Consider the following 12,475-nt stretch of genomic DNA (forward strand, 5'->3'; position numbering starts at 1 on the left):
TTAACAGTCTATCAAATTAATTATAAGTATTGCATTTCCGTCATATATGTCAATTGTTGTCATATCGGAAGTGAATACATTTGAAACACCCAGAGTAACGCTGCTCGAAACATAGTATTTTTCAAGAGGATACTTTGTTCCCGAATAGCTTACGCAGACACTCGGACATCCGAAAGGGAAAAGCGAAAATGTTTTGCCTTTAAAGTTTTTATATTCATAATGACCTACGGGAAGAAATTCTATTTTCTCTTTTTCAGAAAGGAGAACGCCCTTACTTCCGTGTTCGTGAATATAAGAGAGAACCGCCACATTTGCAAAGCTATGGTCAAAGCGACCGCCTAATGCACCGAGAATTGCTATTTCGTCAAACCTTTTTTCAAGTGCAAGGTCAACAGAGTGCATTGTGTCGGTATCATCCTTTTCGGGAATAAGTCGGACCGTTTCGCAGTTTGGAAACAGTACATCAGGCTCGGAATCAAAATCTCCTACAACAAGGTTCGGAGTAATGCCTGCCTGTTTTGCAAAATTGCAACCTCTGTCGGCACATATCACATAGTCATCAGGTTTTATAACCTCGGACAAAAAATCCGAATTTGTGTCAGGCGAGCCTGCAATAATCACACAACGCATAATTACTCCTTTATCTGCCATGATTTAATGTCCTTGACCTCGTTATACATCTGAACATAACTGCGATGACGGGTTTCTTCAATTTCACCGTCAGAGAGCGCCTCAAGAATCCTGCAGCCTTTTTCACAGGTATGCGAACATGAAGTAAACATACAGTCCCCTAAATATTTTTCAAATTCAGGAAAGCAATATTGCAGCCGGCTTTTGTCAATCATTTCGTAACGCTGAAGATCAACGGTTGAAAACCCGGGTGTGTCTGCCACAAAACAACCGTCAAGTTCAAACAGTTCAACAACTCTTGTTGTATGTCTTCCTCTGCCGAGTTTTTTACTTGTCTGCCCTGTTTCAAGAGAAAGCGATGGAAAAAGCTTATTGAGCAATGTGGACTTGCCGACACCGCTGTTACCGATAAAGGCTGAAACCTTGCCGGACAGATAGCTTTTGAGTTCTTCGGTTTGTGAAGAATCATCTTCCGAACAGAGAAAAACCTCAAAACCTGCATGTCTGTAGATATCGGCAATCTTATCTCCGTTTTCCAGATCATTTTTTGTAACGACAATTACGGGTTCCATATTATTGTTTACCGCCGCCGCAGTCATTTTGTCAATAATCGTAAAATTCGGCAACGGTTCAACAGTTGAACACACGAGAAGAAGAATATCAAGATTTGCAAGAGCAGGTCTGCGGAGCTTGTTTTTGCGTGGAAGAATTTCTTCTATCGCACAAAAGCCGTCATTCGGAACAGATATATTTACCCTGTCCCCCGCTACGGGAGAGTTTCCGCTTTTGCGAAAGCTCCCCCTTGCCTTACATTCGTAATCCTCGCCATCGGCACGGACATAGTAAAATCCGCCGATTGATTTCATTAAAATTCCGCTTTTAGTATCCATACTTCACCGATTAAAGTTCAGGATCATCCGTAACCGGCTGAACGGTCGTGTCAGGCGCTACATACGGATCTGTGTAATACTGTGTCGGCGGTTCGGTTTCGGGAGGAGCGGTTGTCGCACGGACATAATCATGTGACGCCGTAGTGGTTACCGCTGCCGATGCAAAGTCAACCGAATACTCTCTGTAAGCCTGACCGTCAAGCTGAATTACTACAGTTGAAGTGCCTGAGCCCTTGAGCTCAAGAGTATAGGTCTTGTTATATTTCGGAACAAGTGTCTTTGAATTACGGGAATCAACCGCACCGTCAACAATTACAGTCATATCGACTGAATCTTCAACATCCGACGGAAGGTCAACGAAGATATTAACCGTGTTTTCGTCACCGAGTCCCGAGCTTACAGTCAGGGTTACAACAGAGCCTGCGTCAACCTTGCCGTACTGGAGAGGCGACATACCGAGGACTGTATCCTTTGGTTCTTTGCTTTCATCATCCTGTACTGTTTCAACGGTTAGTCCGAGATCAACAAGAGTCTGCTTTGCTTCGGAAAGCATAAGTCCGTCAACCGACGGGAGTGTAACCTGTTTGGTTCTCTCACCGCTTGCAATATATACATATACCGTTGAACCAATTGTAGTTTTTACACCTGCTTTCGGGAAACACTCAATTGTGTAGCCCTTTGGTGTTTTAGTGTTTTCTACATAGACAATTTCAGGAATAAGATTCTTTTCCTTGAGAGCCTGAGAAGCCTCTTTTTCGCTGTAATTGGTTACATAAGGAACAGAAACCTCTGTGTCCGTTCCGTTTACGGTTACCGTGATTGTTGAGCCTGACTTAACCTTCATTGAACCGCCCTTAGGCTCTTGATCAAGAATTACGCCCATTTCCTTTGACTCATCATATTCACTCTTAACCTCAAACTTGAAATCATTCGGGTTATTTTCTTTTATTGAAACAAAGGATTTGCCGACATAATCGGGAACTTCAACATCCTTAGCCTGTGAGGTTGAGCAGCCTCTGAACATTGCAAGTGCAAAGAAAATTGCACATACTGCAACAGCCGCAATTACAATACCCTTGACTGCATAGTATGACGGCTTATGTTCCTTTACAAAATCCTCATCGGCAAACTGTTCTTCTTTAACAACAACATCGTCCTGCGGCATATCAACTACTTTGGTTGCCTCGTTGTCAATTTTATTTCTTACCCCGCTGTCACGCAGAGAGTGAACAAACTTTGTGGGCTGATTATCAACAAAAGACTTGTTGCCGTAATCAAAAACGATTGACGGATTAAGTCTGAATCTTTCGATATCAGAAAGCATTTCTGCGGCAGAAGTGTATCTGTCGGACGGAAGCTTTTCCATTGCCTTCATAGTAATCTGCTCAAGACCTATCGGGATTCCAGGATTGATTTCACGAGGATGCTTCGGTGTTGACTGCAACTGCATAAGCGCAATTGTAACGGCACTGTCACCGTCAAACGGAAGCTTTCCCGTAAGCATTTCATAGAGCATTACACCGACAGAATAAATGTCCGTTTTTCCGTCAGTTGCGTCACCTCTTGCCTGTTCAGGGGCAATGTAGTGAACAGAGCCGATTGCCTGTTCCGTCATTGTGCGTGTCGATTTATCGGAAAATCTTGCAATACCGAAATCGGTAACTTTGATTGTACCGTCCTGCAACAGCATAATATTTTGCGGCTTTATATCACGGTGTACAATTCCGCACTCGTGAGCGTGCTGTAAAGCCTTTAGAATCTGTGCAGTCAGGTGAATTGCGTCTTTCCACTCAATAATGCCTTGCTGATCAATATATTCTTTGAGGGTAATGCCGTCAATATATTCCATTACGATATACTGAATCATATCGCCAAAGCTTACATCATACACCTTTACAATATTCGGATGTGAAAGCATTGCGATGGCTTTTGATTCATTTTTGAAACGGCGGATAAACTCCTCGTTGTTGAGATACTCGTCTTTAAGAATTTTTACGGCAACTTCACGGTCATCGACTGTGTCGGTACAACGGTAAACATTTGCCATACCGCCGACACCGATAAGCTCGTGGATTTCATATCTCCCGTCAAGTCTTTTGCCCAAATATTTATCCAAAACGGTCAACTCCTATCATTAGTAAATTACGGTAGCTGTGATATTATCAGAACCTCCGCCGTCTTTCGCCTTGTCAACAAGCTTTGTGATAAGACCTTCACCACGGTTTTCATGGCAGATTTTGACCATATCTCCTGTTGTAACGCAATTTGAAAGTCCGTCGGTACAGATGAGAAGAACATCACCGTAAATAAAGTTGGCTTCAATATAGTCAAGGCGAACGGACGGTTTTATGCCGAGCGCCCTTGTTATAAAGTTCTTGTTCGGATGATTTTGCGCCTGCTCATATGTAAGCTCGCCTCTTCTAACCATTTCCTGAACAACGGAATGATCCTCTGTAAGCTGCTTGATTTTACCGCCTCTGATAGCGTATGTGCGACTGTCACCGACATGAACAACATGAACGGTTGTATCTTTTACAAAGACAAATTCACATGTAGTTCCCATACCCGTGAGTTCGGGATCTTTCATGGACATTTCAAATACTTTCATATTGGCGTTGACAACAATTTCTGCCATAAGCTCGCCAATCTGCTCCTTGGTCATATCATCTTTGTACAAATCGGTAATTTTGGTGCTGATATAATCAACTGCCGTTGCACTGGCAATATTACCGCCGTTTGCACCGCCCATTCCGTCACACACAACTGCCCAGACACAGCTGGGAGAAATAACTCCGAAGCGACAGTCATCCTGATTCTGATTACGAACAAGTCCGATATCACTTTTGCTGAATACTTCCAAGTTATTTACCTCCTTCTTCAATATGCTTTCTTCTGAGCTGACCGCACGATGCGTTTATGTCACTTCCAAGTGTTCTGCGCACGGTTGCTCCGATATTTTTAGCAGCAAGAATATTTATGAATGCCTGCTGTCTTTTAATATTGCTTTTTAAGTAGCCTGTTCCCTCAACAGTATTGACGGGGATCAGATTAACATGGCTTTGTGTACCCTCAAGTCGTTTTGCAAGCTCTCTTGCGTTTTCATCGCTGTCATTAACTCCGCTTATCATAGAGTATTCAAATGTAACTCTGCGACCTGTTGTTTTGAAATAATCTGAACAAGCCTTTAATAATTCTTCAATAGAATATTTTTTTGCAATGGGCATTGTTTGCTGCCTTATCTCATCGTTCGGCGCGTGTAATGAAACGGAAAGCGTTATTCCGAGATGAAGTTTTGCAAGTTCATAAATTTTCGGAACTATACCGCAGGTTGAAAGGGTAATATGTCGCATTCCAATGTTAAGACCGTTGTCTGACGAAACAAGTCGGAGAAATTTTACAACATTATCAAAATTATCAAGCGGTTCACCCATTCCCATAAGAACAATGTTAGAAATTCTTATGTTAAGGTCACGCTGTGCGGCCTCAATCTGTCCGAGCATTTCCGACGGTACAAGACTCCGTGAAAAACCGCTTTTGCCTGTTGCACAAAATGTACAACCCATTTTACAGCCAACCTGTGTTGAGATACAGATTGAATATCCGTGCTTGTAACTCATTACAACAGACTCTACACATTCGCCGTCATTAAACGAAAAAAGGTACTTGACTGTTTTATCATACCTTGAAACAAGTTTTTTTTCAATATTTGCAACAGAAATGTAACTACTTGATTTCAAAAAAGCCTTTAAATCGGCAGGAATGTTACGCATATTGTCAAAATCGGTCACATTTTTGTACAACCAATCATAAATCTGCTTTGCTCTGAATTTTGGAAAACCGTTTTCTGTGACAAATTCAGTCAGCTCATCAAGCGTCATTGACTTGATATCCGTTAAATTATTCAATTTGACGCCTTCTTTCCGAATAAGCTGATGTAAAATCCGTCTGTTCCGCAGGTGTGCGGCATAAGTGTTATTTCGTATGGTTCTTCATCAAATGCACGGGTAATTCCGTTTGGAAGTTTTAACGGTATTCCGTAAAAATCGGGATGTTCCTTAAGAAAACGCTTTGTGTTTTTATTGTTTTCATCAGGATTCAATGTACAGGTAGAATAGACAAGCTTACCGCCTACTGCAAGATTATCCGCACTTGCGCAGAGAATCCTGTACTGCAAATCCGGCAAATCATTGGAAATAAGGTCATCCTTGTATCTGATTTCGGGCTTTCTTGACATGATTCCAAGACCGCTGCACGGAACATCGCAGAGGATTCTGTCCGCCACAGGAAGTGCCGTGTCATTGGTTGACGCATCACGCAGAAGCGTTGAAATACAAGTGATGCCAAGCCTTTTAGCACCTGCCGAAATCAGTTTCAGCTTATGGTCGAACATATCACAGGAAAAAATTCTGCCACGGTTGTTCATATACTGAGCCGCCGAAAACGACTTTCCGCCCGGTGCGGAACATACATCAAGCATAATATTGCGAGGCTTTGCGTCAAGAAAATTCACACAAAGCTGGCTTGACGCATCCTGAATATGAAAAAGTCCGGACTTGTACGCTCTGAGTCTTTCAACCGAGCCTGTATTTTCAAGATAGAGTGCGTTGTCAATAAAGGGAATTTTCTCCGCAACAACGCCCTCATCGGATAATTTCTTAATTAATGTGTCTGCATCTGTTCTGAGGGGATTAACACGACAACAGATTTTGGCTCTGCCGTTAAGAGATGCCAAAAGCTGTTCGGCATTATTTTCTCCGTAAGAATTAACCCACAATTTCACAATATTTTCGGGAACAGAATATTTTACCGAAAGATATCGAGCCCTGTCCTTTTCATCGGGTAATGTATATTTATCCTCTGCCCTTGTGATATTACGAAGAATTCCGTTTATGAAACCCGATGATTTCTGAAGTTTGTGCTTTTTGGCAAGATTAACGCTTTCGTTGACTGCCGCACTGTCGGGAACTTTGTCCATAAACAAAAGCTGGAGTATTCCAAGGCGAAGAATATTTTTTGTTTTTGTTTCAATTTTCCTTAACGGAATTTTAGAATAAGACCTGATAATATAATCAAGCGTAATTCTTCTTTCCAGAACGCCGTAAACGAGTGCTGACACAAAAGAGCTGTCAACACCCGAAAGACGGTTTTCCTTTATGGCATTATTCAAAGCAATATTTGAATATGCTCCCTCATTTTCAATTTTAAGCAGCACATTCAGTGCAATATTGCGTGTGTTTGCCATTTTAATCTCCAAAATAAATTATCTTCTGCGATTGTTCGCAATTATAATTAATCTTAAAAGCTGCATAATTGCAGTAAGAGCCGCTGCAACATATGTCATTGCGGCTGCCTGAAGCACTCTCTTTGCTCCTGTGTATTCTTCACCGTAAAGAAGATCACCGTTTCTGATTGTTTCAAGCGCTCTTTTTGATGCATTAAACTCTACGGGAAGTGTTGCGATTGTAAAGAGTACAGAAAGCGCAAACAGGATTATACCTATATAAAGAAATACAAAACCTACTCTCTGTGTAAAGCAAAAACCGACTATAATAAAAATCCAACTGAGGCTTGAACCGAGTCTTGCAACAGGAAGAATAAACGAACGGATTCTGTTAGGCAGATAATTTTCTGCGTGCTGAACTGCATGACCTGCCTCATGACAGGCAACGCCTACAGCCGCAACGGAGGTGCTGTTAAAAACCGTGTCGGAAAGTCTGATTACATTTGTTCTCGGGTCAAAATGGTCTGTCATACTGCCTGCAACATGTTCAATTCTGACACCTGTTACACCGTGCTGATGAAGAACATATTCAGCCGCCTGAGCGCCTGTCATATTTCTTGAATTTCTTATCTGTGAATATTTTGAAAAAGTTGTTTTAACTTTGACCTGACAAATCAATGTTATTATGATACAAGGAACAATAAACACAAGATAGGTCATATCAAATCCGTAAAAGAAGCCCATAAATCAAACACCTTTCTGTCTGCATATTGCAGACGGGAATTTTTAACCGATTACATCGCCGACAGAAAGCCTGTGGCCGGCAAGGAATGCCTCGGCGGTCATTTTCTTTTTGCCCTCAGGCTGAATTTCACAAAGCTCAACCGACTTTTCACCGCAGGCAACAATCAGCGGTTTTGTACTGATTACAGTTCCCGCTTTTCCGCTCTTTTCACAGAGCAAAGAAGAGTGAACCTTTATCTTTTTACCGTTAATTTCGGTTGTGGCAATCGGCCACGGATTAAGTCCTCTGATTTTATTATGCACCTCAAAGGCCGGTTTTGTAAAATCAATCGGACAAAGTGATTTGTCAATTTTTGAAGTGTGAGTTGCAAGGCTTTCGTCCTGCTTAATCGGAGTGATTTCGCCCTTTTCAAGAGCAGAAAGGGTGTCAAGAATAAGCTCTCCGCCCATAAGAGAAAGACGGTCAAAAAGCTCTCCCGAGGTTTCGTTCACACCGATTTCCGTTTTGACAACTTTCAGAATGTCACCTGTGTCAAGTCCGACATCCATTTGCATAGCCGTTACACCGGTTTCCCTGTCACCGTTTAATACGCTCTGCTGAATAGGAGATGCGCCTCTGTATTTAGGCAAAAGCGAGCCGTGAAGATTGATGCAACCGTACTTTGCAGAGTCAAGAACCGACTTGGGAAGAATTTTTCCGTAAGCCGCAACAACAATGGCATCGGGATTATATTTATTGATAATTTCAAGAGGTTTGCCGTCCTTAAAGGTTTCGGGCTGATACACGGGAATGTTCAGCTTTTCTGCGCACACCTTGACATCGGGAGGAGTCATTATCATCTTTCTTCCCCTCGGCTTGTCGGGTTGTGTAAACACGGCACAAACCTCATGTTCCGAATTTGCAAGAGCCTTGAGTGCAGGTACGGCAAAATCCGGAGTACCCATATAAATTATTTTCATATCTTCACCTGTTTATCAGCTATTCATTTCTTCAATTTCGGCAGGAGTCAACATTCTTGTTGCAACCTGAGTAAAGAGAATTCCCTCAAGATGGTCGAGTTCGTGACAAAAAGCCTTTGCAAGCAAATCCTTGCCGTCAATAACAAATTCGTCACCGTGTCTGTCCTGAGCCTTAACCTTTACATAATCAGGTCTTACTGTGTAACCCCACTTGCCGGGAATTGAAAGACAACCCTCAAGAGTTTCCTGCTTGCCGCTGTAAGCGATGATTTTCGGGTTTACAAGCTCAATCGGACCTTCGCCGACATCAATAACCACAACTCTTCTTAAAATTCCGACCTGAGGAGCGGCAAGTCCCACTCCCTCAGCCTTGTGCAAGGTTTCAATCATATCGTCAATAAGATCTGCAAGGCGGTCATCAAACTTTACGACAGGTCTGCATTTTTTTGTGAGAACGCTGTCGCCCTCTTTTACAATTTGTCTTAAAGCCATAAATTATATCCTTTCGCTAAAAGGTCAGAGCGTTCATATCCGCATATGTACTGACCTTTCCAAATTCCTTATTCTTTCCGAATTCTGTCATAACCGCTGAGAGCAGTCCTCTGAAATCACGGTTATTTTTACATTTTATTATAAGTTTATATCTGAATTTGTTGCTCACTTTCACAACATTTGCAGGTGACGGACCGAGTATTCTCAAAGGCATGGCAGGGTATTCGCTTCTTGCGTGACTGACAAAGCACTGCAAAAAGCTGTTAGCCGCTTTCATTGTAAGCTGCTGTTTTTCACCCGAAAAGCCGATAAGACAGATATCCGCAAAAGGCGGATAAAGCATTGCTTTTCTGACCTGAATTTCGGTGCTGTAAAAGGCAAGATAATCCTGCCTTGCCGCCATAGAGATTATGAGGTTGTCGGGAGTGTAGGACTGAATAACAGCCATACCCTTTGACGCACCTCTGCCGCTTCTGCCGACTACCTGAGTTAAAAGAGAAAATGTTCTTTCGTAGCTTCTGTAATCATCGGCATACAGCATATAGTCAGTGTTGAGGACACCCACAAGCGTCACATTGGGAAAATCGAGTCCCTTTGCAACCATTTGTGTTCCCACAAGAATATCGTACTTACCGTCTGCAAATGCCGTTATCATCTTTTCATAGGATGATTTTGAAGATGTTGCGTCGGTATCCATACGCAATATTCTTGCATCGGGAAAAAGCTCTGAAATTTCACTTTCAGCCTTTTGAGTGCCGGTTCCGCCAAATCTTAAAGATTTGCTGTGGCAGGACGGACATTCTTCCGTATAAGGCACGGAATATCCGCAGTAGTGACACATCATTCTGCGGTTGGCGCTGTGATATGTGAGCGATATTGAACAGTTGGGACACACAACAGGTTCACCGCACATTCGGCAGGTTACAAAGGTGTTGTATCCCCGTCTGTTTAAAAGCAGAATTGACTGCTTGTTATTTTCAAGATTATAGCGCAGATTTTCAAGCAAGGTTTCGGAAAATCCCGTTACATTGCCGTTTTGCTGTTCAACATTCATGTCTGCGACAACAACCTTCGGCAAAACCGCATCGCCGTATCTCTCGGTGAGCGTGTTAAGCGAATATCTTCCGTTTTTTGCGTAGTAGTAGGATTCAACCGACGGAGTTGCCGAGCTTAAAACAAGCAAGGCATTATCGTAGCTGCATCTGAATTTTGCGATTTCTCTTGCATGATATCTGGGGGAGCTTTCAGACTTATAGCTGTACTCCTGTTCCTCGTCCATTATGATAAGACCGACTTTTTCAAACGGAGCAAACACGGCACTTCGTGTTCCTATAACGATTTTTGCAAGACCTTTTTTTACACGCTTGTATTCATCAAGCCTTTCACCGAGTGAAAGTGCGCTGTGAAATACGGCAATCTGCTCTCCGAAACGCTTTGAAAAGGTTGAAACAAACTGCGGTGTAAGCGAAATTTCAGGCACCATAACGATGATTCCCTTGTTATCGTTTATTACACGCTCAATCAGTTTCATAAAAACGCTTGTTTTTCCCGAACCTGTAACACCGAACAAAAGGCTTGTATGCGGTTTTGAATCGGCATATTCGGCATAGAGGTTATCGCAGGCTGTCTGCTGTTGTTTTGACAACGCAACAGGGGCAAGACTTTCGTCCTTCGTCCTGTCCTCAATACGGAACACTTCTTCGTCATAGTAGTAGATAAGACCTTTTTTATAAAGTGCGTCCGTAACGCCTGTTGTGACACCCGTGAAGTAACAAACCTCTTTAACGGAAGTTCCGCCTGTCATTTTGATAAGGTCGAGAACGGCTTTCTGCTTTTCGGTAAGCTTGATATTGTCGCTGTCGGCAAGTTCGGTCGGAGCAGCCATTTTCATAACCGCATCCGAAACCTTTCTGAAAGCCTCATCTGATTTGTAAAGATATCCCGACTTTACCATATCTTCAAGAATAACCGTGTTATCTAATCCGAAATCGTCAAGAATTTTATCGGACTTTACGGCTTTTCTTTTTGAATGAAGGTAAGCAAAAATTCTTTGCTGTTCCTCGGAAAGCTCTTCTTCATCTACACCCTCACGAACACCGTAAAGCGTTGTGATTTTGTAATTTATACCCGCAGGGAGCATTGTTTTTACCGCATCATAATAGGTGCAGAAATAATGCTCTTTCATAAACTCGGCAAGCTTCAAAAGTTCTTTTGACAGGACAGGTTCGTCATCAAGAACGGAACAAATGCTTTTGAGCTTTTCAACCGAAATGTCATTACTCACGGGAGAAAGCTCAAAAATTATTCCCTGTTTCTTTTTGTTGCCTCTGCCGAACGGAACGAGAACCCTTTTGCCGACCTGAACCAAATCGGTAAAGGCAGACGGTACAAGGTAGTCAAATAATTTGTCGAAAACATATGTTGTGTTTTCAACGGCAACTTTGACTGTTAAATCAGAGTTCATCTTCGTCAGGCTCAAGAATGTTGATTTCATGACCTTCGATTTCCTTGATTGCGATAAGAACAGGCTTATCCTCTGTTACAATCTGTTCCTCTTCAAAAGTCTGAGTAATTTCTCTTGCTCTTTTTGCAACACCTACAACAAGTGCGTACTTACTCTGCTTACCCTGTAATAATGAATCCACATCAACTTTATGCATAATAATTCTCCTCTTAAAATATTTTATGTTAATTTTCTTTGTATATTATTTAATGAGGTTTTCATCCTCTTTATGAAGAATATCGAGAACCTCATTTATTGCTGTTTCAAGGTCGCCGTTTACCACATTGTACTTATATCTGTCCTTGTAGCTGATTTCCTCGGCAGCCTGTGCAAGCCTTTTCCGAATAGTTTCTTCATCCTCTGTACCTCTTCTGCGAAGTCGTCTTTCAAGCGACTCCATTGAAGGCGGAAGAATGAATATACTGAGAATGTCGGGATATTTATCAAGAATCTGAAGTCCGCCCTTGACCTCAATCTCAAGCAGAACATCATAACCCTGATTGAGCATATCTTCAACCTGCTTTTTAGGTGTACCGTAGAGATTACCGCAAAACTCTGCATGTTCAAGATAGCCGTCTTTTTTCAGAACATCGTTGAACTGTTCTCTTGTCAAAAAGTTATAATGAACCCCGTCAATCTCTCCCTCTCTCGGTTCTCTTGTTGTGTTTGAAACCGAAAGACGGATATTTTTGTCACGGTCAAGAAGTTCCTTGATTATTGTACCCTTGCCTACACCCGATGAACCGGTAAACAAAATAAGATTTCCTTTTCTGTTAATGCTCATCCTTGTTTTCCTCACTTTCGTCCGTTCTGTTCTGAATTGCCTCACATGAAATTGCCGAGAGAATAACATGATTATTCTCGGCAACAATCACCGATTTGCATTTTCGTCCGCAGGTTGCATCAATAAGCAGATTGTTCTGTTTTGCATCCTGAACAATTCGCTTTACGGGAGCAGATTCCGGAGCAACTACTGCAACAATCTTGTCGGAGCTGACAAGATTACCAAAACCGATATTAATAAGCTTCATCTGT

13 protein-coding genes are annotated in these 12,475 nt (G+C 42.2%); all 13 read right to left on the reverse strand.

Going from position 1 to position 12,475, the window contains the following annotated elements:
• Genes AC2HW8_RS04210 through AC2HW8_RS04270 form a run of 13 tightly spaced genes read right to left on the reverse strand, consistent with a single transcriptional unit; the run spans position 1 to position 12,471 of the window.
• Positions 1-651, reverse strand: a complete 651-nt coding sequence (locus AC2HW8_RS04210; protein WP_101069632.1) for a thiamine diphosphokinase — start codon at positions 649-651, stop codon at positions 1-3.
• On the reverse strand, positions 633-1,520 hold the full coding sequence (gene rsgA / locus AC2HW8_RS04215) for a ribosome small subunit-dependent GTPase A (RefSeq protein WP_015523748.1): 888 nt from the start codon (positions 1,518-1,520) through the stop codon (positions 633-635). Before rsgA ends, AC2HW8_RS04210 begins: the two co-directional genes overlap by 19 nt.
• A 10-nt stretch (positions 1,521-1,530) precedes the next feature.
• The gene (gene pknB / locus AC2HW8_RS04220) at positions 1,531-3,636 is read right to left on the reverse strand and encodes a Stk1 family PASTA domain-containing Ser/Thr kinase (protein WP_021884013.1); all 2,106 of its coding nucleotides are present in this window, start codon (positions 3,634-3,636) and stop codon (positions 1,531-1,533) included.
• A gap of 18 nt (positions 3,637-3,654) precedes the next feature.
• Complete coding sequence (locus tag AC2HW8_RS04225; RefSeq protein WP_046431590.1) at positions 3,655-4,380, reverse strand: Stp1/IreP family PP2C-type Ser/Thr phosphatase; 726 nt, start codon at positions 4,378-4,380, stop codon at positions 3,655-3,657.
• Position 4,381: 1 nt separating this feature from the next.
• Complete coding sequence (gene rlmN, locus AC2HW8_RS04230) at positions 4,382-5,398, reverse strand: dual-specificity RNA methyltransferase RlmN (protein ID WP_046431719.1); 1,017 nt, start codon at positions 5,396-5,398, stop codon at positions 4,382-4,384.
• A 23-nt stretch (positions 5,399-5,421) separates the two neighbouring features.
• Positions 5,422-6,762 carry a 16S rRNA (cytosine(967)-C(5))-methyltransferase RsmB gene (gene rsmB / locus AC2HW8_RS04235; protein ID WP_046431589.1) on the reverse strand — a complete coding sequence of 447 codons (1,341 nt, stop codon included), beginning with the start codon at positions 6,760-6,762 and terminating at the stop codon, positions 5,422-5,424.
• Between the two features lie 18 nt (positions 6,763-6,780).
• Positions 6,781-7,485 (reverse strand): zinc metallopeptidase, encoded by a 705-nt coding sequence (locus AC2HW8_RS04240; RefSeq protein WP_484327192.1) that lies wholly within the window; start codon positions 7,483-7,485, stop codon positions 6,781-6,783.
• 42 nt (positions 7,486-7,527) lie between these two features.
• Positions 7,528-8,445, reverse strand: a complete 918-nt coding sequence (fmt, locus tag AC2HW8_RS04245) for a methionyl-tRNA formyltransferase (protein ID WP_295024768.1) — start codon at positions 8,443-8,445, stop codon at positions 7,528-7,530.
• Positions 8,446-8,460: 15 nt separating this feature from the next.
• Positions 8,461-8,937 (reverse strand): peptide deformylase, encoded by a 477-nt coding sequence (def, locus tag AC2HW8_RS04250; RefSeq protein ID WP_015523744.1) that lies wholly within the window; start codon positions 8,935-8,937, stop codon positions 8,461-8,463.
• Between the two features lie 16 nt (positions 8,938-8,953).
• A complete protein-coding gene (gene priA / locus AC2HW8_RS04255) occupies positions 8,954-11,431 on the reverse strand; it encodes a primosomal protein N' (protein ID WP_242987896.1) in 2,478 nt (825 codons plus the stop codon).
• Positions 11,391-11,597 carry a DNA-directed RNA polymerase subunit omega gene (rpoZ, locus tag AC2HW8_RS04260; protein ID WP_015523742.1) on the reverse strand — a complete coding sequence of 69 codons (207 nt, stop codon included), beginning with the start codon at positions 11,595-11,597 and terminating at the stop codon, positions 11,391-11,393. The genes priA and rpoZ overlap by 41 nt, the downstream gene beginning before the upstream one ends.
• A gap of 45 nt (positions 11,598-11,642) precedes the next feature.
• The gene (gmk, locus tag AC2HW8_RS04265) at positions 11,643-12,224 is read right to left on the reverse strand and encodes a guanylate kinase (RefSeq protein WP_015523741.1); all 582 of its coding nucleotides are present in this window, start codon (positions 12,222-12,224) and stop codon (positions 11,643-11,645) included.
• On the reverse strand, positions 12,214-12,471 hold the full coding sequence (locus AC2HW8_RS04270; RefSeq protein ID WP_296177424.1) for a DUF370 domain-containing protein: 258 nt from the start codon (positions 12,469-12,471) through the stop codon (positions 12,214-12,216). Before AC2HW8_RS04270 ends, gmk begins: the two co-directional genes overlap by 11 nt.
• Between the last annotated feature and the right edge of the window lie 4 nt (positions 12,472-12,475).

This window comes from Ruminococcoides sp. (assembly GCF_057037865.1).